The sequence below is a fragment of the Mucilaginibacter daejeonensis genome (assembly GCF_020783335.1).
Lineage (GTDB): Bacteria > Bacteroidota > Bacteroidia > Sphingobacteriales > Sphingobacteriaceae > Mucilaginibacter > Mucilaginibacter daejeonensis.
This window is the reverse complement of the sequence record NZ_CP086068.1, coordinates 660,000-681,481: the sequence shown is the minus strand read 5'-3', so window position 1 is coordinate 681,481 and position 21,482 is coordinate 660,000. Positions and strand designations below refer to the sequence as shown.

18 protein-coding genes are annotated in these 21,482 nt (G+C 48.0%); 6 read left to right on the top strand and 12 right to left on the bottom strand.

Annotated features, from left to right (window positions below; genetic code table 11):
• Positions 1–6: 6 nt before the first annotated feature.
• The 3 genes from LLH06_RS03085 to LLH06_RS03075 all read right to left on the bottom strand — a co-directional run bounded on the left by LLH06_RS03085 (position 7) and on the right by LLH06_RS03075 (position 5,824).
• Entirely contained in the window at positions 7–3,042 is a 3,036-nt protein-coding gene (locus LLH06_RS03085) for a TAT-variant-translocated molybdopterin oxidoreductase (RefSeq protein WP_228171799.1), read from the bottom strand.
• Between the two features lie 38 nt (positions 3,043–3,080).
• Positions 3,081–4,283: a cytochrome c3 family protein gene (locus LLH06_RS03080; protein ID WP_317206713.1), complete on the bottom strand. Its 1,203-nt coding sequence runs from the start codon at positions 4,281–4,283 to the stop codon at positions 3,081–3,083.
• 560 nt (positions 4,284–4,843) lie between these two features.
• Complete coding sequence (locus LLH06_RS03075; protein WP_228171797.1) at positions 4,844–5,824, bottom strand: deoxyhypusine synthase family protein; 981 nt, start codon at positions 5,822–5,824, stop codon at positions 4,844–4,846.
• Between the two features lie 173 nt (positions 5,825–5,997).
• On the opposite strand from LLH06_RS03075, the gene LLH06_RS03070 reads away from it, so the two are divergent.
• A complete protein-coding gene (locus LLH06_RS03070) occupies positions 5,998–7,149 on the top strand; it encodes a BamA/TamA family outer membrane protein (RefSeq protein ID WP_228171796.1) in 1,152 nt (383 codons plus the stop codon).
• 14 nt (positions 7,150–7,163) lie between these two features.
• Here LLH06_RS03070 and LLH06_RS03065 read toward each other — a convergent pair whose 3' ends face one another.
• Positions 7,164–7,757: a hypothetical protein gene (locus tag LLH06_RS03065; protein WP_228171795.1), complete on the bottom strand. Its 594-nt coding sequence runs from the start codon at positions 7,755–7,757 to the stop codon at positions 7,164–7,166.
• A gap of 47 nt (positions 7,758–7,804) precedes the next feature.
• Here LLH06_RS03065 and LLH06_RS03060 point away from each other — a divergent pair, with 47 nt between their 5' ends.
• Positions 7,805–8,662, top strand: a complete 858-nt coding sequence (locus tag LLH06_RS03060) for a transglutaminase-like domain-containing protein (protein WP_228171794.1) — start codon at positions 7,805–7,807, stop codon at positions 8,660–8,662.
• Between the two features lie 3 nt (positions 8,663–8,665).
• Here the strand turns inward: LLH06_RS03060 and LLH06_RS03055 are convergent, their stop codons facing one another.
• From LLH06_RS03055 to LLH06_RS03040, 4 genes are all read right to left on the bottom strand, one after another.
• Positions 8,666–9,769 (bottom strand): YbjQ family protein, encoded by a 1,104-nt coding sequence (locus LLH06_RS03055; protein WP_228171793.1) that lies wholly within the window; start codon positions 9,767–9,769, stop codon positions 8,666–8,668.
• An 85-nt stretch (positions 9,770–9,854) separates the two neighbouring features.
• Positions 9,855–10,772 (bottom strand): alpha/beta hydrolase, encoded by a 918-nt coding sequence (locus LLH06_RS03050; protein WP_228171792.1) that lies wholly within the window; start codon positions 10,770–10,772, stop codon positions 9,855–9,857.
• 400 nt (positions 10,773–11,172) lie between these two features.
• A protein-coding gene (gene prfB / locus LLH06_RS03045) for a peptide chain release factor 2 (protein WP_228171791.1) occupies positions 11,173–12,265 on the bottom strand; the annotation gives its coding sequence in 2 pieces (ribosomal slippage) (positions 11,173–12,204 and positions 12,206–12,265; 1,092 coding nt in all).
• A 99-nt stretch (positions 12,266–12,364) separates the two neighbouring features.
• Entirely contained in the window at positions 12,365–12,760 is a 396-nt protein-coding gene (locus tag LLH06_RS03040) for a hypothetical protein (protein WP_228171790.1), read from the bottom strand.
• 297 nt (positions 12,761–13,057) lie between these two features.
• Here LLH06_RS03040 and pgi point away from each other — a divergent pair, with 297 nt between their 5' ends.
• Both pgi and LLH06_RS03030 read left to right on the top strand, forming a co-directional pair.
• Positions 13,058–14,704: a glucose-6-phosphate isomerase gene (gene pgi / locus LLH06_RS03035; RefSeq protein WP_228171789.1), complete on the top strand. Its 1,647-nt coding sequence runs from the start codon at positions 13,058–13,060 to the stop codon at positions 14,702–14,704.
• A 132-nt stretch (positions 14,705–14,836) separates the two neighbouring features.
• The gene (locus LLH06_RS03030; protein WP_228171788.1) at positions 14,837–15,145 is read left to right on the top strand and encodes a hypothetical protein; all 309 of its coding nucleotides are present in this window, start codon (positions 14,837–14,839) and stop codon (positions 15,143–15,145) included.
• Between the two features lie 72 nt (positions 15,146–15,217).
• Here the strand turns inward: LLH06_RS03030 and LLH06_RS03025 are convergent, their stop codons facing one another.
• The 3 genes from LLH06_RS03025 to dnaG are packed head-to-tail and all read right to left on the bottom strand — an operon-like array spanning position 15,218 to position 18,611.
• A complete protein-coding gene (locus tag LLH06_RS03025; RefSeq protein WP_228171787.1) occupies positions 15,218–16,279 on the bottom strand; it encodes a glutaminyl-peptide cyclotransferase in 1,062 nt (353 codons plus the stop codon).
• 9 nt (positions 16,280–16,288) lie between these two features.
• On the bottom strand, positions 16,289–16,657 hold the full coding sequence (locus LLH06_RS03020) for a YraN family protein (RefSeq protein WP_228171786.1): 369 nt from the start codon (positions 16,655–16,657) through the stop codon (positions 16,289–16,291).
• Between the two features lies 1 nt (position 16,658).
• Entirely contained in the window at positions 16,659–18,611 is a 1,953-nt protein-coding gene (dnaG, locus tag LLH06_RS03015; RefSeq protein WP_228171785.1) for a DNA primase, read from the bottom strand.
• 136 nt (positions 18,612–18,747) lie between these two features.
• Here dnaG and LLH06_RS03010 point away from each other — a divergent pair, with 136 nt between their 5' ends.
• Positions 18,748–19,251: a DUF6252 family protein gene (locus LLH06_RS03010; protein ID WP_228171784.1), complete on the top strand. Its 504-nt coding sequence runs from the start codon at positions 18,748–18,750 to the stop codon at positions 19,249–19,251.
• Between the two features lie 4 nt (positions 19,252–19,255).
• On the opposite strand, the gene LLH06_RS03005 is transcribed toward LLH06_RS03010, so the two are convergent.
• A complete protein-coding gene (locus LLH06_RS03005) occupies positions 19,256–19,771 on the bottom strand; it encodes a hypothetical protein (RefSeq protein WP_228171783.1) in 516 nt (171 codons plus the stop codon).
• A gap of 182 nt (positions 19,772–19,953) precedes the next feature.
• Here LLH06_RS03005 and asnS point away from each other — a divergent pair, with 182 nt between their 5' ends.
• Positions 19,954–21,402, top strand: coding sequence for an asparagine--tRNA ligase (gene asnS, locus LLH06_RS03000; RefSeq protein WP_228171782.1), 1,449 nt, complete (start codon positions 19,954–19,956; stop codon positions 21,400–21,402).
• The last annotated feature ends 80 nt before the right edge of the window (positions 21,403–21,482 follow it).

The window sequence follows — 21,482 nt, the reverse complement described above, 5'->3', positions numbered from 1 at the left end:
TTATGTTTAAGCTTCTGTTGTCAGTCTGTTCCTTACTTTGGTTTGGTAACCGATGCCTGGTTTCACGTTAAGCTCTTCAAGCACGTAGTATGTCCTGTCGCTCTTAAGCGCTTTTGATACTTCTGAGTTAGGATCGTTAGCGTTACCGAAGATGATCGCATTGGCCGAGCAGGTTTGCTGGCAAGCCACTTTGATATCGCCATCTTTCAATGAACGTTTCTCTAATTTGGCATTCAGTTTACCGGCTTGGATACGCTGAGCACACATTGAGCATTTCTCCATCACACCGCGGAAACGGGTGGTAACGTCAGGGTTCAATACCAACTCAGTGTAATCGTTCTGCAGGTAGTTCTCGAAGCGTGAATCGTTCCAGTAGTTGAACCAGTTGAAACGACGAACTTTGTACGGACAGTTGTTAGCGCAGTAACGGGTACCAACGCAACGGTTGTACGTCATTTGGTTCAAACCCTCACTTGAGTGAGTGGTAGCTAATACCGGGCACACGGTCTCGCAAGGTGCGTGATCACAGTGCTGACAAAGCATTGGCTGGTAAGTTACCGATACGTGATCAAGGTCTTCCAGTTTGCTGATCTCTTTCTCTTCAGTAACGGTCTTGCCTTTTTCGTCAAAGCTGTAGTAACGATCGATACGGATCCAGTGCATCTCACGACGACGGCGAACCTCGTCACGACCTACTACTGGAATGTTGTTCTCAGCGTTACAAGCCACCACGCAGGCGCCGCAACCGGTACAAGCGTTCAGGTCAATGGCCATTACCCAGTTGTACTGAGGACGGTCATATTCATCCCAAAGGCTGTATGTTTCTTTCTCGCCTTTCTCTTCGCCTTCTGGCTTTTTCAGGTACTCTTGCAGCGTGGTCTCACGGATCACGTCACGACCTTCGTAAGAGTGGTGAGTTTGAGTTTGCGCTAATACGATCTTATCGCCGCCTAAAGCTTTCACTTCGGCTACAGCATTGCCCTGGAAGGTACCATTGGTCAACACCATGAACGGATAAGCGTTCTTACCTACGCCATCGCCTACTTTACCTGCTTTGCTACGGCCGTAACCTAAAGCGATAGAAGCAGTGCCTTGAGCCTGGCCTGGTTGTAACAATACAGGTAATTCTGTTTTGTAACCGTTAGCGCTGATCTCGATCAGGTCGCCTTCCTCTAATTTCAGCTCTTCAGCGGTCTTAGGCGCAATGGCCACAAAGTTATCCCAGGTAACTTTTGACACTGGCTCAGGTAATTCCTGCAACCATGGGTTGTTAGCCTTTTTACCGTTACCTACGGTAGTATTTTCATATACCTGTAACTCTAATTTACCTTCGCCACCTGCCAACTTAGCACCCTGACCAATGATGGTTTGCGCTACTGCGTTCAGATCACGGCTAAAGCTAACCGGTGAAGATGCCTTAGGGGCTACCTTAATGAAACCGGTTTGCAGTAAAGTTTCCCAACCGTTCTGACCGGCCAGTCCGCCTTTAGCTAAAAGAGTAGTGTTCCAGTTATTACGTACGAAAGTGTAGTAGTCTTTAACGGCATTGTCACTCCAGATCAGCAAGCTTTGCTCAGCCTGACGGGTATCGTATACCGGGTTGATGGTCGGTTGTACGATAGTGTAGTAACCTTCCAAAGCGTTCTCATCACCCCATGACTCTAAAAAGTTATGGTTAGGTGCCACGATGTTACACTCGGCAGCGGTCTCGTCCAGGTAAGGAGCGAAAGACACTTTCAAACGTACTTTCTTCAAAGCGTCAGCAAAGGCGCTGCTTTGGTAGTAGTTGTAAACCGGGTTAGCATCCAGGAACATCACTGCGCCTACTTCACCGCGTTTCATTTCTTCGATCAGTGCCACTACATCAGCATCGTTGCCTTTGTATTGGTATGATGGATTGTCAAGATCGATAGTAGTGCCATAGCTGCCCAACAATGAGTTGATGGCATTTACCAACACTTGAGTAGCTACATCATTGCTGCCGCTTACTACCAGGGCACGGCCCTTAGCGTTTTGCAATTCTTTAGCGGCAAGGATGATCGCGTTATCGGCTACGTTGTTACCCAGTTTTTTTGAACCTGGTAAAGTAGTACCGGCAATAGCATTATATAAGTTAACAAGAGCTAAACCTTCTTGTGATACTTTGATCGGGATACGCACATCGGCGTTACTGCCGGTGATGCTCATGCCTGCCTCAAAATGGATATGGCGAGACATTTTACCGCTCTTTACAGCCTGCTCGTTACGCTTTGATACGTACTGGCGGGTGAACTCTGAATGCGAGATCCATGAACCCAGGAAATCGGCACCAAAGCTTACGATCAGGTCAGCCTTGTCAAAGTTGTAATGAGGCAATACGGCTTTACCAAAGCTGTTCTGGTTAGCCTGAATGATACCGGTGTAAGAAACGGCATCATAAGTTACATGCTTAGTGGTAGGGTATTGTGCGGTAAAGGCAGCGATCACACCCAGTGTTGAAGGGCTGTTGATCGTTGAAGTTACCAGGCGGATCTTTTTGCCACTGGCTTTAATAGAAGCAAGTTCACCTTTAACAAAGCTATCCAGTGCGCTCCAGGCGGTATCGCCTTGGTCCTGCATTGGTCCTTTAAGGCGGTTGCTATCATATAGGTCAAGCACGGCGGCTTGTGTTTGGGCGCTAACACCTCCCTGGCCAAACAGATCGTTAGGGTTACCCTCGATCTTGATCGGACGACCTTCACGGGTCTTTACCAATATAGCTTGGCCTTCGTAGCTTGATACGTAGAAGTTGGCTATACCCGGAGTTACCTCCTCTGGTTTGATCAGGTATGGGATCGATTTATGGACAGGTGTTTTTTGACAAGCTGCCAACGAAACCGCACCTATACCAAAACCAACGGTCTTTAAGAAGTTACGACGCGGGGTCTTTCCGGTAAGCCCGGTACCGCTCAGCACCTCCTCGATCGGAATAGGCTCGGCAAACTCGTGCTTGTTCTTTTCAACAAACTCTGGCGTGTTGTTCAGCTCTTCTAAACCTTTCCAGTATTTTTTATTGCTTTCCATTTAAGCTATATAAACTGTAATTGCTAAGTTCTTATTTATTAATAGTGGCATTTACCGCACTCCAGACCGCCCATTGCAGCAGCTGTAAGTTTCTCACCTTTTTTCAGGCGCTCGTGCACATCGATCATGTTCTCGTAGTAAGCGTTGCCTTTAACCGCAACGTCGGTACGACGGTGACACTGGATACACCATTTCATGGTAAGCGGTGAGTATTGGTAAACCTCCTTCATGGTCTGGATAGGACCGTGACATTTTTGGCACTCCAAACCAGCCACTTTTACGTGTTGTGAGTGGTTGAAGTAAGCGAAGTCAGGCAGGTTGTGTACACGTACCCACTGGATAGGACGAGCCTTAGTGGTATCGTATTTCTGCGTGCTGGCATCATAACCCAATGCATCATAGATCTTGTGGATCTCAGGTGATTCGGTCTTCACTGTTTTGTGGCAGTTCATACACACGTTAAGCGAAGGAATGGTAGCGTTCTTGCTCTTGTAAGCACCACCGTGGCAGTACTGACAGTTGATCTTCATCACACCAGCGTGCAACTCGTGAGAGTATTTGATCGGTTGTACCGGTTGATAACCCTGGTGCATGTTAGTGTTCCACATGGTCACCCAGCTCCAGCTACCCCCAGCTATCACTGATGCCAGTACAAAGAAGAATACCAGTTTCTTGTTCTTGGCCAGTTTCTTCAAACCAGCTAAACGGTCAACAGCAACCTCTTCCTCTACAGCTAACTCCTCAGGAGCAAGGTCTTTGCGTTTAAGTAATAACTTCTCTAAAGTACCGATAGCGCGGTTAAGCACCAGGATAACAATGAAAGAGATGATCACTACGGCTAACAGACCAAAGATCATGAAGCTGCTTGGTGTGCTATCCTCAGCAGCAGCACCGGTAGCGCCACCTGCTTTAGGGGTCTCTTGCATCTTCTTATATTCGGTACGAACATAAGTGATGATGTCGGCCACATCGCCATCGCTCAACTCGGTGAACACGTTCATGCCCGCCTGGTTGTACTCGTTGTAGATCTTTAATGCTTTAGGGTCTTTAGCAGCGATAAGAGCCTGGTTGTTCTGGATCCATTTGGTCAACCATTTATCGTCAGTTTCCGAGGTGATGGTAGGACCCAACGCCGGACCGGTCATACGAACGTCCAGTTTATGGCACGAGCTACATTTGGCCTTATACAAAGCTTCGCCCTTGGCGGCATCGCCTTCGGCACGAGCAGCAAAACTTGCCACAGTTAATCCTGCAACAAGTAGAACCGACCTTGAAAACTGTTTAAAAAGTAATGAGATATTCCTCATAAAGCGTATTTGTGCTAAATATTTTGTGTTTTTGACAAACGATTCACTGAAAAGGGCGTGAGTATCCTGCTATTTTCAGTCCACAAAAGTAAAATTTTATAAACTATGGCTGACAAATTAGTGACACTTGTTTCTAATTTATAATCAATCTAAACAATCATTAAAACCGCGTTAAAAGGCCATTTTAGGCACATTTTCCTTCAACGTAATTATTTATTGTGATCAGTAAGCGTTTACCGATCTTCGAACAATTATGCCGATGTGTTGCGAAATTGATAAAACCCTATTATGAGTGTGGTAGTGGTCATGATCCCTATGCCATCAAGAACAACGTCCCTCACCAGCCATCTACATCTGAGCGTTCGGTGCCATGTATCTGGCGGTCATTCATGACCATTTTAAAAGTGAAAAGGGCTCCCCTATCGCAGGAACCCTTTTCAGTAATATCATCATATAGCATGAGCGACGGCGAAGGTCACTCATCCCCGTGCAACTTATTGACCTAACAACCAGGCAAAGATCAACGGAGCCACGATGGTAGCATCGCTCTCTACAATGAACTTTGGTGTGTTCACATCCAGCTTACCCCAGGTTATCTTCTCATTAGGTACCGCCCCCGAGTATGAGCCGTATGAGGTGGTAGAATCACTGATCTGGCAGAAATAGCTCCAGAACGGAATGTTCTCCATCTCCATATCCTGATACAGCATAGGCACCACGCAGATCGGAAAATCGCCGGCTATACCGCCACCGATCTGGAAGAAACCAATCCCTTTACCTTCTGAGTTCTTTACATACCAGTCGGCCAGCCAGCCCATGTATTCGATACCGCTTTTCATGGTGGTGGCTTTAATCTCGTTCTTGATCACATATGAGGCGAAGATGTTACCCATGGTGCTATCTTCCCATCCTGGTACCACGATCGGCAGGTTACGCTCGGCAGCGGCCAGCATCCATGAGTTCTTAGGGTCGATCTCGTAGTACTGCTCCAGCTCACCGCTCAATAGTATCTTGTACATATACTCATGCGGGAAGTAACGCTCGCCGGCATCGTCAGCATCTTTCCAGATTTTGTGGATGTGCTTTTGTAAACGACGGAAGGCCTCTTCTTCGGGTATGCAGGTATCGGTAACGCGGTTGTAGTGGTTCTCTAACAGATCCCACTCATCCTGCGGACTAAGGTCACGGTAATTAGGTACACGCTTGTAGTGCGAGTGTGCTACCAGGTTCATGATATCCTCTTCAAGGTTGGCACCTGTACAGCTAATGATATCGATCTTGCCCTGGCGGATCATCTCGGCCAGTGATATGCCCAGCTCGGCAGTACTCATGGCACCGGCCAGTGTCACCATCATTTTGCCGCCTTCCAGCAGGTGGGTCTCGTATCCTTTAGCTGCATCTACCAATGCGGCAGCATTAAAGTGCAGGTAGTTCTTTTCGATGAACTGTGATATGGGTCCTCTTGTAGTGCTCATGATCTTTCTGTTTTTATAATTAGCCGCAAAAGTAGGATTTTGTTTTTAAACAAAAATGATGGAACCAAAAGCCGATAAAGGCCCTCACTATATGTCCGCTTTATTCGTTCCTTTTCAACTGCCAACAATAGTTTACCTTTGCGCTTTGTCAACCTGTACCGGTAGTTCATTCAATGAAAAGACACCTTACGTTTTTTGCCTTACTGTCAATATTGGCTATACCTGCATACGCTCAGAAAGAAGGCTTCATCAAACGCATATCGCCCAAATTTGTGCGCAAGATGCTTTGGGAGAAAGATAGCAGCCGCAGTGCCAGTTTTTTCCTGCTGCCGGTCCTGAGTTCGGCCCCTGAGACGGGACTGGAAGTGGGCGCGTCGGCCTTGTATTCCTTTTACACCGACACCAGCCGCATCACCCGCGTATCAAATGTGTTCGGTTACGGCACGTTTACTACCAAGGGCCAGCAAAGGGCCAGCATCAGCACCAACTACTGGACCCCGCAGAACCGCTACCACTATACCGGCGTGGTCAGCTTCGTGAACTTTCCTTTCGACTTTTACGGTATCGGCAACGCCACCCGCAAAGCCGAAGAGCAACGTATCAGCGAAAAGCGCTTGCGGGTGAACTATTTGGCCGAAAAAAGATTGGGAGACTATGTTTACATCGGTTACACGATCGGTGGATACAACTTCACTTATCGCATAGATAACCTGGGCCGGGCGTTTGAATCGCAATTGACCGACCGCGACCGCAACGGCGGTTCAGGCTTGTACATTGGCCCGAGTATAACTTTTGATAACCGGAACAACAACACTTACACCACCAAAGGATTGGTGTTCACGGCTTATGCCCACTTCATGCAGGGGCTGTTCAGCGATAATTACTACCGCGGCACTTTCCTCAACATGGAGTACGCACAGTTCTTCAAACTTCATAAACGTTGGGTACTGGGTGTGAACGCACAGGAGCAAAGCCTTTTTGGCGGACAAACGCCTTTTTACCTGTTGCCGGAGTTAGGTAACGATGAGATGATGCGGGGCTACTACAATGGCCGCTACCGTGATAAGCATTTGATAGCCGGACAAACCGAACTGCGTTACCGGTTAAGCGACCGCTTAGGGCTGGCAGGCTTTGTGGGTACCGGCACGGTGTTCCGCAACTCGTTCTCTTTTGATCAGCTTAAACCGAACTACGGAGGTGGATTGCGCTACTTTTTTGATACCGAGAAGGGCCTGACCATGCGGGTAGATTACGGGGTTGGCCAGCAACCCGCCGGCGAAAAGCGCCAGCAAGGTTTTTATCTGAGCTTAGGCGAATCGTTTTGATGAAACAGGACTGATCAATACTTGATCCAAAAATCTTCTTTTTTTTGACCCGGCCTGAAGAACAGCAGCCCCATCCAGAACAGGTTGACCGAGGCCGTCACTTTTTGGTGTGACCGCATCACATCCCATGAGGCCTTGGTGAGCATATGGGCATGAATGTTATGAACGATCAGCATGGTATCAGCATTGGTTTTACCCAACAGGCGGTTAAAATGATCTATAGCGCCTTGCGGATTTAGCCGTGCATCGATGAAGTATACGCCGGGCGTTACCGGGTCTCTCCATGCTGCGGTATCATTGATGGACACTTGCTTGACCACCGGCGCGGCCTGTTGTAAAATGTGCAGATCAGCGGCTGTATGCTTACCTAATATCCACATAACACCAGGGTTGGCATCGGCTACAAGCCGGTAAAGTAATTTGTCTACCGAAGTTAATTTTTTGCCATCAGGCACAACTTTTGAGATCTGTTGATATATTTTTTTTTCAGAAAAGTCGTAAATTACCTCATCGACCAGCCGGTAAACGAAGGGCGAATGCAGACCGTGCCGGTTATTGGCTTTTAACTGATGCCTTAAATGGCTCAGCGCATATTTAAAGCTGAACATGGTGGTAAAATTAGAGAAAGCTTTAATAATTGAAAAAGGAAGTGAACATGATAAACGAAGCTGAGATAAATTCCCTGATCAAACTACTGGACGACCCCGACCGCGAGATATTCGAGCACGTACATGATAAACTGATATCATACGGTCCGCCTGCCATACAATACCTGGAAAGTGCCTGGGAACAGGCATTTGACCCCATACAGCAAGAACGCATTGCCAACCTGGTACACGAGCTGCAATTCAGCATGGTGAAGAACGAGTTGGAACTCTGGCATCAGGGCGGGGGGTTCGATCTGCTGCGCGGTGCGCTCATCATCAACAAATACCAGTACCCCGACCTTGACGAACAAAAGATCATTAACCAGATCGAGGCCATCAAGCGCGATATATGGATGCAAATGATGTTCGAGGGCAGTGCCAGCGATCAGGTAAAACTGATCAACCATGTGTTGTACAACATTTACGGCTTTAGCGGCAACACCACCAGCCATCAAGACCCGCAGAACAGCTACCTGAGCCAGGTACTGGAAAGCAAACGCGGCAACCAGATATCGTTAGCTATCATTTACTCGGTGATCGCCCAGCGATTGGATATCCCCATCTATGGCGTGAACCTGCCTCAGCATTTCATTTTGGCTTATGTTGATGAAAGCATGGCCAGTGAATTTGAGAACGGTGTGTTATTTTACATCAACGCCTTTAACAAAGGTTTCATTTTTGGTCGCAGGGATGTGGACATGTTCCTGAAGCAGTTGAACCTTAACAACGACAAGCAGTTTTACGAGCCTTGTAGTAATACCGACATCGTAAGGCGCATACTACGTAACCTGATCAGCGCTTACGAGCAATTAGGATCTACCGATAAGGTGAACGAATTGAAAGAGTTACTGGCAGTACTGAGCTAATGCTCAGGCCAGTGACTCCTGTATGAGTGCTACCCTTTGCTCAATGTTGGCGATCGCTTTTTTAGGCGTGACATCACCGTTGGCTCTGAATCCGTAAATATCCCTTCCACACGAGCTACAGTTCTCGATGGTCTGGCCGTTGATGTCGTTATTGGTACCGCACTCGCAAACCCATACCTCTTTTTCTTTGGATGACAGGAGCTGCTTTTTGGTGGTGCGCTGCCCGCGCTCAGGAAAACCAGCGTTCAATATCGCTTTGATCTCTTGCAGTTTATTAACGTCTTCCTGATCGTAATATGGCTTTGGATAGGTGACAAGTCTTAGGGCCAAACGCTGTTTATTAAAGTCGTTGGTGTGCAGCAATTTTATCACCTCATCAAGATCCAGTAAACGGTGCTCCCTGATCAAACCTCCTATAGCGCCCAGCAGCCCTTCATTATCTTGGCTCAAAGCGCTATCGTAAAGCAACTCGATCTTCTTTTCGTCAGGGAACCCATCGATCAAAGCAGCTATGTTATCATAGAATGACTTTGCTTCGGTAGCTGCAAAACTGGGTGCGTAAGTACTATATTTCTTGAATAAATAAGGCAAGATCTCCTCGAATCTGTTGTCAATGATGAATTTCCAATTCTCCTCGTTGAAGCCAAGCACACCTTCTTTTGCATGCCTAAGCATCTCCTTTTTACGATGCAATACCGCAAGATGCTCATGGCTAACGTTAACCAATTTATCTACCTGACGATAGGCAGATGAGTTGTCGACCGCATCAGCCAACACCACCGCTGTGCCAATGGCCGTGAGCATGAACATCGATTTGCTTTTGCCCGATATTTCGTCCATGTCGATACTCAGACCCACCACACCGTTGGCCCCTATCTCATGAGCAGCCTTCTGGATCTTTTGTATCGCTTCATTATAAAGCGAGGTCAATTGCATTTGGTAAGTACCGGACCGACCGCCGAACACATCGCTAAAAGAGGCAAAGAGGTCGCTGAAGAAGTTGGTACCGGCAACAAGGTGAGCCGTGACCGGCTTTAAATGACGTTCGATCTTGCGGCCTTCTATTGTGGCCGTGGTAACTACAAGGACGTCTTTTGGTCTGATCATCTTTAGATAAGGTTTAGGTCATAAAAATAGCCGAACAACTTGAATAAAGCATGTTCGGCTGACAAAATTTGTTATAAAGATCTTTTTACTTGGCAGTTAACCAGCCATTGGCATCCATCCAGTTCTTGCAGGCATCGAACCATTGCTCTTTGGTGGTCTTGTTGTTTAGACCAAAGCCATGGCCACCTGCTTGGTAAATGTGCAATTCACCTTTTACGCCGTTCTTTACCATAGCTTCATAAAACATCAGGCTATTGGCAACCGGCACCGTCTTGTCGTCCTCCGCGTGTACCAGGAACGCCGGTGGAGTTTGAGGGGTCACTTGTTTTTCGTTCGAGTACAGGTCTGCCACTTCGGGGGCTGGGTCTTTACCGATCAGGTTATTGCGTGAGCCGGTATGCATGGCAGGCCCCATGGTGATCACCGGGTAAAGCAGCACACCAAAGCTTGGGCGCAGGTTAACGTTATCTTTGTTATCGATCACCGCCTTATTGAAGTGGGTGATCGCGGTAGAGGCCAAATGACCGCCGGCCGAAAAACCGATGATGCCCACACGGGCCGTATCGATGCCCCACTCCTTGGCACGCTGACGCACCATTTGTATGGCTCGTTGCGCATCCTGCAACGGACCGATAGTTTTATCCTGCATAATGGCATCACTTGGCAAACGGTAAGTAAGTACAAACGCCGCTACCCCTATCTCATTAAATTTTTGCGCCACATGATAACCCTCGTGGTCCATAGCCAGGCGAGAGTAACCGCCGCCGGGGCAGATCACTATGGCAGCACCATTGCCCTTACCCTTTTCAGGTAAAAATGGCGTTAAAACCGGATCGGTCACCATGCTGGTGCGGAAGCTCTCGGTCTTTTCTACATAGTCTTTGGCCGCCGGTTTGGAATTAGGTACGCCCTTGGGGTACAACTTGATGGTGGGATAGTTTTGCGCCATAGCAGTGCCACCGAATATGGTTAACAAAGTAGTGATCAAAAATTTAGCTTTCATGGATAATTGGTTTCAAAAAGGTGGCTCAATATAGGCATTGGAGATGTTTTATGCATGCCGACCAACAACAAAAAAGCCTGTATCACGAACTTGATACAGGCTTTATATACGTTAGGCTCCGGATAAAAGGATACCTGACCACCCAGAGAAAGCGATCAGATTGATCAGCAGCGATGTCTTGGACCCTTGTCGTTTGTAAACTTTATATACACTTCGAAGCAGAAGGATTAAAGCTACCGGACCGAAGATCATCAACGACAATATGTCGAGATTTGGGGTAAAAGGCCCACTTTTAAAACTTTTGCTGTGCCAAAAGAATATGATCGCACCAACCATTGAAAAGTAAGCCCCCATGAGCCGCAACTCACTGTTCCGCGATATGAGCTTGCCCCTAATCATTTTAATTGCTTGGACCACCAAATTCCATCAGGTAAGCTTTCAGGAAATCATTCAGATCACCATCCAGTACCGCCTGGGCATTTGAGGTCTCGTGATCTGTACGCAGGTCCTTCACCAGTTTGTACGGGTGTAGTACGTAGTTGCGGATCTGTGAGCCCCACTCGATCTTTTTCTTGTTGCCTTCTATCGCGTTCGTGGTCTCCATGCGTTTACGCATCTCGATCTCGTACAACTGCGATTTAAGTAACCGTATAGCGTTCTCCTTGTTCTGCAATTGCGAACGGGATTCCTGGTTCTTGATGATGATCCCCGATGGTTTGTGGTACAAACGTACGGCGGTCTCCACCTTGTTCACGTTCTGTCCACCGGCACCACCCGATCTAAAGGTCTCGAACTCGATATCGGCAGGGTTCACCTCTATCTCGATAGTATCATCCACCAATGGGTAAACATATACCGATGCGAACGAGGTATGGCGTTTAGCATTAGCATCAAAAGGTGATACACGCACCAAACGGTGTACGCCGTTCTCGCCTTTCAGGTAACCGTATGCAAAGTCACCTTCAAATTGTAAGGTAACGGTTTTAATGCCGGCCACATCACCTTCCTGCGAGTCCTGCTCGGTCACTTTGTAACCGTTCTTTTCGCCCCACATAATGTACATACGCATCAGCATGCTGGCCCAGTCGCAGCTTTCGGTACCACCTGCACCTGCTGTGATCTGCAATACAGCATTCAGCTGATCTTCCTCGGCCGATAGCATGTTCTGGAATTCCAGGTCCTCTACCGCCTTTAATGCAGTATCATATTGTTCCTGCATCTCTGCCTCGGTGGCATCACCACCCTGGTAAAACTCATATAATACACCGGTATCTTCTACTGTGGCCACTACCTTTTGAAAGGCATCGGTCCATATCTTTTTAGCTTTGATAGAAGCCAATACCTTTTCGGCCTCTTTCGGCGCGTTCCAAAAGTCAGGGCCTATGGTGATCTCCTGCTCTTTGGCTAACTCTTCAAGTTTGTTATCAATGTCAAAGATGCCTCCTCAGGGAAGTTGTTCTATCCCTCAAGTCTTGTACTTGTTCTTTAGTCATGCAGCAAATATAAATAATTCAGTTAGGTATGAACATAAAAGAGGCCCCGATGTTCTCGGGGCCTCTTTTATGTTATCTGCCAAAGATGGTTGCCGGGTATCAGGCGATCAGGAGCTGATCGACAAGGCCGTTAAGGTCGGCGCGGTTGCCATTCAGCTGTGATAGCATGGTACCAAGAGCAAATTCTTCGGTCTCTTTGTTGTTGGATTGCTGTACCAGTTGTTTCATCACGGCTGGTATAAGCGTGGTGGCCGCGGCATGTGCCGATGGCATGTCAATGCTGTAGAACTTGTTCAAACGGTTAGCGAACTTATTGATCATGCTCGTCACCAACGATTCGTTGTAGGTACCTGAGAACTGGAAGAACTTGATGATGTCGCGAATGCGGCCACTCTCGACCTGGTTCTTCAATACTTCAATGATAGAACTTGAAGCTTCGGTCATCACCGCTTCACGAGAAGATGCAGGGATCACCGGGTTGTTAATAACAGCCATACCGGCGTTATTTTTAACAAGCATGAAAAGTTTTTCAAACATAACGATGTATTTTTAGCAGATCATTAAAATTATAGCAAATCGGTTTAAGTTTTGCCATTAAAACAAATATAATAAATAAAATTTTTGAAATTCAAAAAAATTGTCAAAATATTTTCAAAATTTCCTAATTGGTGAGTGTACTGCTAACACTAAGATGTTAGTGTTTTTTTGACGCTAAGTACAGCTAATTTTAGGGAGATAAGTGGCTAATACAAACAATTAAAGCTTACTTTTGACGGTACAAAAACAACAATTATGCTGCCAAATATCAATTTCACCACGACCCAGGCCTATCAGTATTTAGCTGAGTACTTCACTGAGTTAGAGGGAAAGCATTTAAAGGACCTTTTTACGGCTGATAAACAGCGCTTTGAAAAATTCTCTGTTTTTTTTGAGGACCTGTTGTTCGATTACTCTAAGAACAGGATCGATGAAAAAGGTATAGCTTTATTGATACAGTTGGCCAAGGAGTGTAGCTTAAATGAGGCGATCGATGCGATGTTCAATGGTGAGGCGATCAACATGACCGAGGGCCGCCAGGTACTGCACACGGCGCTGCGTAACCGCAGCGACAACCCTGTTTATGTTGATGGCAAGGATGTGATGCCTGAGGTGAACGCGGTACTGGCTCACATGAAAGAGTTTAGCGAAGCCGTGATCAGCGGCGCATGGAAAGGCCATACCGGCAAAGAGATAACCGATGTGGTGAACATTGGCATAGGCGGATCTGACCTGGGCCCCGTAATGGTGACCGAGGCACTGAAACCTTACAAGACCCGCCTCAACCTGCATTTCGTATCTAACGTTGATGGTACCCACATAGCCGAAACACTAAAGAAGGTGAACGCCGAGACCACTCTGTTCCTGATCGCATCGAAGACCTTTACCACGCAGGAGACCATGGCCAATGCGCATACCGCACGTGAGTGGTTCCTGAGCCAGGGCGCTGCCGAGGCCGATGTGGCCAAGCATTTTGCGGCATTGAGCACCAACGCTGCAGCAGTAGAGAAATTTGGCATCGATACCCAGAATATGTTCGGCTTTTGGGATTGGGTAGGCGGCCGTTATTCGTTATGGAGCGCTATTGGTCTGTCCATAGCGTTAAGCGTTGGCTATGATAATTTTGAAGAATTGTTAGGGGGTGCCCATGCCATGGACAACCACTTTAAAGATACCGAACTTGAGCAGAACATACCGGTGATCGCCGCCTTACTGGGCATTTGGTACAATAACTTTTTTGGCGCCGAAAGCCAGGCCATTTTACCGTACGACCAATACCTGCATCGCTTTGCTGCTTACTTTCAGCAAGGCGACATGGAAAGCAACGGCAAGTATGTTGACCGTAACGGCGAGGTGGTGGACTACCAGACCGGCCCGATCATTTGGGGCGAACCAGGCACTAATGGCCAGCATGCCTTTTATCAACTGATCCACCAGGGCACTAAGCTGATCCCGGCCGATTTTATCGCTCCGGCGCAGACACACAATCCGGTAGGTGAGCATCACACCTTGCTGCTCTCTAACTTCTTTGCCCAAACAGAGGCCCTGATGAACGGCAAGACCTATGACGAGGTAGTGGCCGAGCTGAAAGCTGCGGGTAAAAGCGAGGAAGAGATCGATGCACTGGCACCATTCAAAGTATTCGAGGGCAACCGCCCGACAAACTCCATCCTGCTTAAAAAGATCACGCCGCGTTCGTTAGGCTCATTGATCGCCATGTATGAGCACAAGATATTTGTGCAAGGCATCATTTGGAACATATACAGCTTTGACCAGTGGGGCGTTGAACTTGGCAAACAACTGGCTGGTAAGATCCTTCCTGAGCTGCGCACCGCCGATGAGGTGACCACACACGACGCCTCTACCAACGGACTGATCAACCAGTACAAAGAGTGGAGATAAGACCTTAAGATCCAAAAAATAAAACTAAAGCCATTCAGGATGAACTGAATGGCTTTTTCTTTTACAAATATCGTTGTTGCGGCTAAACCCGGGTGGTCAAGTTCAATCCATAGGTTATATATCATTCAACCTATGAAACTGATCAACAAACTCTTTTTACTGATCGCCGTTGTTGCGTTCAGTTCTTGCGCGGCCATGAGGCCGGTGAACACCTCTCAACTCCGCATTGGCATGACCAAGGACGAAGTGCAGACCGCATTGCGAAAGAAACCTGAAAGCACCATTGCTGCTAAAAAAGACCCGGTGACCAACAAAGTGATCGAAGTGGTGCAATACCGCGAAATGGGTAACGAGATAGGTACCGGCATTTACTGGCTATATTTTGTAAATGACCGCCTGGACCGCTGGGAATTGGCTAACCCTTACGGCCCGGCTATATAAATAAATACCAACAAAAAGCCCGGTCATATAACTGACCGGGCTTTTTGTTTAATGTGCCCAGCAGTGGGGCTTTTATTTCTTGACCAGCTGGATCTGGTATAAATTCGGCCAGTTCTTCCCTGTAACGAACATGCGTTTGCCGATGCTATCCCAGGCTATGCCGTTAAGCACATCGGCATTGCTATCGGCTTTCTTAACGGTCTCGGTAAGCACGATCAGGTTAGCGCGCTTTACCACTGCACCTGTTTTGGGGTCGATGGCTATGATCAGGTCTTTTTGCCAAACATTGGCATAGATCAGTCCATCAATATATTCCATCTCATTGAGCTGGTTAACCGGTCCCTGGTCATCATAAACATCTATCGTGCGCACAGTGCGGTAATTGTCCTTATCCATCACAAAGATGCGGTTGCTGCCGGTGTTGCAATACAGATTCTTGCCGTCATTGCACATCCCCCATCCTTCATCGCCCTGGGTGAAAGGGAAGGTGGAAAGTAGCTTCAACGTGTTCTTATCATACACAAAACCTACCCTTTCATGATAGGTAAGCTGGATCAGCTTATCGCCCATTACGGTGATGCCCTCGGCAAAGGTATCGCAGCTCATCTCCAGCTTCTTCAGTACCTTACCGCTAACATCCACCTTGCGCAGGCTCGAGTGCTGCGAATCGCGGCAATAACCGCCATCACTTTCATACAATACACCATCGCGATATTCTAACCCCTCCGTGAACGATGAGGTATCATGCGGAAAGGTCTTTTGAATATTGTAGGTGTACTCCTCGGGTGCTTTGGCAGCCAGCAGGTTGATGTTGGTGCTCACCTCCTGCGGTTTACCTTCACTGTATACCCTGGCCGTGATAACCACAGGGCCAAGGCCCAAGGTATCGGTAGGAAGTTGAACAGCCGATGAGTCCTTTGCACCAGCAAAGCGTACAGAATCTAATAGGTAGACCACTGAATCGGCTTTAAAGCTTGCAGGATAGCTTACCTTGATGCTCACTTTGTCGCCCTGTTTGTAGCTGGTGCCCGCATCAGGTGTGATGCTCAGGTCCACTGCGGTATTTTTGGGTTTACAACCGTACACCGCCATGATCAGTGCCGACAGGTAAACAAAGTATCTTCTATTGTTCATTTAAAATAATTATGCCGAAGGCCAAAAGGCATCTTCGATGTGTTTTAATGTATACGCGCCGGATGGCTTGAATAGTATGGCCACGATATCGAAACGTACCTCACCCTGATGGTTCATCAGATAGATGTACTCGTTGGCGGCAGCGTCAAGCAGGCGTTGCTTGCGCTCATCCACAAAGTCCTCGGGCTCACCAAAACCGTTTCCGGTACGCGTTTTAACTTCGGTAAATATAATGGTTTGGTGCTTATAGGCAATAATATCCACTTCGGCTTTGCCAAAGGTCCAGTTCTGGTCCAGTATCTCGTAACCGGCTGCTTCCAGATGGGCCTTGGCCAATGCCTCACCCCTGCGGCCCAGTTCGTGATGAAGCGCTGCCATTTTATTTAATGATCACTGAGCCCAGGTAGTCAACAATATGCTTCTCGATCTTTTTCATTTGCATGTACTGCCCCATAATGGCATCCTGATCGATCGGGTCGGTTGCGTTCTGCAGGTCGGTGCGTAGCTGATCGAGGATCTTGCCCACCTTTTGTTTCTTAAGATGGAATATGGCTCCCAAGATAGTGGCCTTCATGTTCATCTGTTCCTCATGCACAAATATCTTGTGCATGTTGTACCAGTTCTCGCTCAGGGTATACTTGGTGGCCAGCAAATCGATCGTCAGGTCAACGATCGGTTTGTCAGGGTGGTGGATAAAGAACTGCTCATCGGGCAGCACGCCGTTCTCCAGTTGTTGCTTGTATATCTCCGTGAATTTTTTGCAATCGCTCTGCTCAAATTCTACATCGCTCAGCTCGGCGATGATGAACGGACCGATGTACGTATTGGCGATGTTATCCCAATTGATGATCTGATTGCCGTATACCAACAAAAGCCTAATGATCTCGCGCTCCTGGGTAATACTCGTCTCGATGGGTTTGGCCGTTTCGGCGGCGTAAACGTCCTCATCAAAAAAGTGAGGCTCGTCGGGCATCTCATCAGGGCGAGGATATTGCTGTCTTTGCTGTTGCTGGCCGTCCTTTTTGGCTTTCGCCAGCTTCATTTTATTGAGCTCGGTCAGCAGCACGCGCTCATCGATCTGCAATTGATGGCTGCACTCCCGTACGAATACCGACGCCTTGATCGAGTCAGGTATCTTGGCTATGCTCTCCACGATATCGCGGATCACGTTGGCCCGTTGTATGGGATCATTACCAGCCTCCTTGAGCAGCATGTTGGTCTTGTACAGGATGAAATCCTGCTTGTGCTGCTCAATGTGGTTCTTAAAGGCTGTGCTGCCCACCTTGCGTACGTATGAGTCGGGGTCATCCCCGTCAGGGAACAGTACTACTTTTACATTTAGGCCTTCTTCCAAGATCAGGTCGAGCCCCCGTAAGGAGGCCTTGATACCTGCCGCATCACCATCATACAAAATGGTGATGTTCTTGGTCAAGCGCCCGATCAGTCGGATCTGCTCCACTGTAAGCGATGTACCCGATGAGGCCACCACGTTCTCGATACCAGCCTGGTGTACCGATATCACGTCGGCATAACCCTCTACCAGGTAACAGTTATCCTGATCACGGATAGACTTCTTGGCAAAGTAAAGGCCGTACAATACGTTCGATTTGTGATAGATCTCCGACTCGGGAGAGTTCACATACTTGGGTACGTTCTTATCGGTCTTGAGGGTACGGCCACCAAAGGCGATCACCCGGCCGGTGAAGCCATGTATAGGGAACATGACACGGCCCCGGTAACGATCATACAATGACCCATTGTCGCGTTTGACCGAAAGCCCCGTCTCCTCTAAAAATTGTTGCTGGTACCCGGCATTCAGCGCCGATGAGGTGAATGCCTCCCAAGCATCGGGCGAATAGCCCAGCTCGAACTTTTTGATGGTATCGGGCGTAAAGCCACGCTCTTTGAAATAGCTCAGGCCTATGGTTTTGCCATCCGCGGTCTCCCACATGGCATCCTGAAAAAATTTGGAGGCATAGCTGGTCACCACCATCAGGTTCTCGCGGTGATTGTCGGCAGCGGTGTCTTGCGGACGGTCCTGCGTTTCATCTACCTCGATGCCGTATTTTTTGGCCAGCCATTTAAGCGCTTCCGGATAGGTGAACTTTTCCAGCTCCATCAGGAACGTTACGGCCGAACCACCTTTGCCTGTAGAAAAATCTTTAAAGATGCCTTTGGCAGGTGATACCGTGAACGACGGGGTCTTTTCGTTAGCGAACGGCGACAAGCCTACATAGTTGGCGCCGCGCTTTTTCAACTGCACGAACTCACCAATGACCTCGACGATATCGATGGCCTCCATGATCTTATCAACGGTTTGCCTGGTGATCATTTGCGCTCAAAAACAAGGTAACAAAATTATGGAATTTATGGATCGGTACGGATGCCGCCCTACCGATAATTTTCACGGCCGGGTGTTACGATCGGTCAACCGGCTTCGTATAAGCTACATAGACCTGAACATAATTATGAAGATCAAGAAACTCACCCTCGTTGCCGCGCTACTGACCAGCACCTTATTTACCGCCTGTAAAAAGGACAAGGTAGTGACCACCAGCTTTTACATGAAGGCCAAAAAGAACGGTACCACCTGGACCGCCGTTGATGTATCGGCCACCAAGCAAAAAGGCAGCGACACGGTGTACATATTCGGGCGCGTAGTGCCGCCGGGCACTACGCTACCTGAAGAGACCTTGCGCCTAGCGATCCCCACCTACCGGGCCGGTACCTACCAAAGTGACCGCAAACAGACCTCATTATGGAATACCGTAGGGCTTGATGTGATAGTGGCCGAGTATAAAATGGCCGAAACCTCCACCAGTAACGTGACCATAACTGACTATAATAGCAGCAACGGAACGATCAAAGGCACCTTCAATGTTTCAGTGAACAAAACCTATCCCGCTAACGCCACTACCGATAAAGTGGATATGACGGAGGGTAGCTTTTATGTGCAGGTAAAGGAGTATTAAGACCTCACTGTCTTTTATATCTCTTTAAGCGCTCGCCTACCCATAGATTAAAAGCTACCAAACTCAACCCTACTATATAGGCGATCAAACGAGGTACTGGTGGAATGGTCCCTTTGGGAAATAGGTTAAGTGATAGATTAGTGAGTATCAAGAATGCGCCAACGTATAAAGCCGCCTGGCTTAACGGCGCGTAACGCCCATACCATGAATAAAAAGCCCATCTTTTGATATCTGCGTTGTCAGGTTCATATTTTTTTAGGCTATTGAACTCGTGCATGGCCTCGCGGTAACGCTTTAGTTGGTAAAGCGCCTCCGCTTTTTTGAAAACGACATATCGGTACCAACTAATGGTCATTGGGTCGGTGTGCAGGAGCACTGCATTTTGGGTAATGAACGGCAGCATCTTGTCCGCCTCTGCCAGCGCCTTGGTATACTGCCTCTTACTGACCAAAGCGGCTATATATCTCCAAATCACCGCCAATGCCCTTTCAAAGTCAGGTTTGTTGTTGATATATCCCAAGTGCGATAGCAAAGCAGGGTTCTGATCAAAAAGCTGATCGCAAAAGCCGGACCGTCTACAAAGTCGGCCTCATACTTTTCAAATATCTCGTGAAGGTTTTGGGCGTTCATGTGATCATTTTTCGATCGATGTAGCCGATCGTTCGCAAATATGTATTTTTGCTATTCAAATAGTATATAAAAATGAGTCAACGGATCAAAATTAAAGCACTGCTGCAAACCACGCCGGCAGAACAAGAGGTCAATGTTAAGGGATGGGTACGTACCTTCCGTAACAATCAATTTATTGCTTTAAATGACGGTTCGACCAATAATAACATCCAGATCGTGGTCGATTTTCAGAACACCGACGAGGCGCTGCTTAAACGCATCACCACCGGTGCTGCTTTAAGCGTGACCGGTGTCCTGGTGGCCAGCTTAGGTAAGGGCCAGGCCGTTGATGTAAAAGCGACCCATATTGAGATACTGGGCGACAGCGACCCTGAGAAATACCCACTGCAGCCTAAAAAGCACAGCCTCGAGTTCCTGCGCGAGATCGCTCACTTGCGTTTCCGTACCAATACCTTTGGCGCAGTGTTCCGTGTGCGTAACAGCTTGTCTTTTGCGGTGCACCAATTTTTCCAGGAGCGCGGTTTTGTTTACCTGCACACCCCTGTGATCACCGCATCTGACGCTGAGGGCGCTGGTGAGGCATTCAAAGTGACCAACCTGGACCTTGACAAATTACCACGTACCGAAAGCGGCGAGATCGACTACAAGCAAGACTTCTTTGGCCGTGCCACAAACCTGACCGTATCAGGCCAGTTAGAGGGCGAATTGGGTGCGATGGCTTTGAGCGATATTTACACCTTTGGCCCTACCTTCCGTGCCGAGAACTCGAACACCACACGTCACCTGGCTGAATTTTGGATGATCGAGCCGGAGATGGCCTTTTATGACCTTGATGACAACATGGACCTGGCCGAGGCACTGTTAAAATACGTGATCAGCTACGCTTTGGAGCACAACCGTGAGGACATCGAGTTCCTGACCCAACGTTTACTGGAAGAGGAGAAAAGCAAGCCGCAACAGGAACGTTCAGAATTGAACCTGCTGGAAAAACTACAGTTCTGTTTGGATAACGACTTTGAGCGTTTGACCTACACCCAGGCGATCGACATTTTGAAAGATTCGACCCCGAACAAGAAGAAAAAGTTCCAATACCTGATCGAGGGCTGGGGCGCCGATCTGCAATCAGAGCACGAGCGATATTTGGTGGAAAAACACTTCAAAAAACCGGTGATCTTAACAGATTATCCTAAAGATATCAAAGCATTTTACATGCGCCAGAACGAGACCGACGCCAACGGCCGCGACACGGTACGTGCCATGGATATCCTGTTCCCCGGCATTGGCGAGATCGTGGGCGGATCGCAGCGTGAAGAGCGTTTAGATAAGCTGGAGCAACGTATGAGCGAAATGGGGATCCCAACTGAAGAGCTGTGGTGGTACCTGGATACCCGCCGCTTCGGCGCTTGCCCGCATGCAGGCTTCGGTTTAGGCTTCGAGCGTTTGGTACTGTTCGTTACCGGCATGGGTAACATCCGCGACGTGATCCCATTCCCTCGTTTCCCTAAGAACGCGGAGTTTTAAGCAAATTATATTCAGTCACGTCACTGCAAGGTACGAAGCGATCTCTACGTAGGCTTAACAGCTATGCAAAGTTCAGAGAT

Excerpts from the sequence above, each read along its gene's own strand:
- LLH06_RS03085 (WP_228171799.1), bottom strand. The coding sequence starts at position 3,042 with ATGGAAAGCAATAAAAAATACTGGAAAGGTTTAGAAGAGCTGAACAAC.
- LLH06_RS03075 (WP_228171797.1), bottom strand. The coding sequence starts at position 5,824 with ATGAGCACTACAAGAGGACCCATATCACAGTTCATCGAAAAGAACTAC.
- LLH06_RS03070 (WP_228171796.1), top strand. The coding sequence starts at position 5,998 with ATGAAAAGACACCTTACGTTTTTTGCCTTACTGTCAATATTGGCTATA.
- LLH06_RS03065 (WP_228171795.1), bottom strand. The coding sequence starts at position 7,757 with ATGTTCAGCTTTAAATATGCGCTGAGCCATTTAAGGCATCAGTTAAAA.
- LLH06_RS03060 (WP_228171794.1), top strand. The coding sequence starts at position 7,805 with ATGATAAACGAAGCTGAGATAAATTCCCTGATCAAACTACTGGACGAC.
- LLH06_RS03055 (WP_228171793.1), bottom strand. The coding sequence starts at position 9,769 with ATGATCAGACCAAAAGACGTCCTTGTAGTTACCACGGCCACAATAGAA.
- LLH06_RS03050 (WP_228171792.1), bottom strand. The coding sequence starts at position 10,772 with ATGAAAGCTAAATTTTTGATCACTACTTTGTTAACCATATTCGGTGGC.
- LLH06_RS03040 (WP_228171790.1), bottom strand. The coding sequence starts at position 12,760 with ATGGCTGTTATTAACAACCCGGTGATCCCTGCATCTTCTCGTGAAGCG.
- pgi (WP_228171789.1), top strand. The coding sequence starts at position 13,058 with ATGCTGCCAAATATCAATTTCACCACGACCCAGGCCTATCAGTATTTA.
- LLH06_RS03030 (WP_228171788.1), top strand. The coding sequence starts at position 14,837 with ATGAAACTGATCAACAAACTCTTTTTACTGATCGCCGTTGTTGCGTTC.
- LLH06_RS03025 (WP_228171787.1), bottom strand. The coding sequence starts at position 16,279 with ATGAACAATAGAAGATACTTTGTTTACCTGTCGGCACTGATCATGGCG.
- LLH06_RS03020 (WP_228171786.1), bottom strand. The coding sequence starts at position 16,657 with ATGGCAGCGCTTCATCACGAACTGGGCCGCAGGGGTGAGGCATTGGCC.
- dnaG (WP_228171785.1), bottom strand. The coding sequence starts at position 18,611 with ATGATCACCAGGCAAACCGTTGATAAGATCATGGAGGCCATCGATATC.
- LLH06_RS03010 (WP_228171784.1), top strand. The coding sequence starts at position 18,748 with ATGAAGATCAAGAAACTCACCCTCGTTGCCGCGCTACTGACCAGCACC.
- asnS (WP_228171782.1), top strand. The coding sequence starts at position 19,954 with ATGAGTCAACGGATCAAAATTAAAGCACTGCTGCAAACCACGCCGGCA.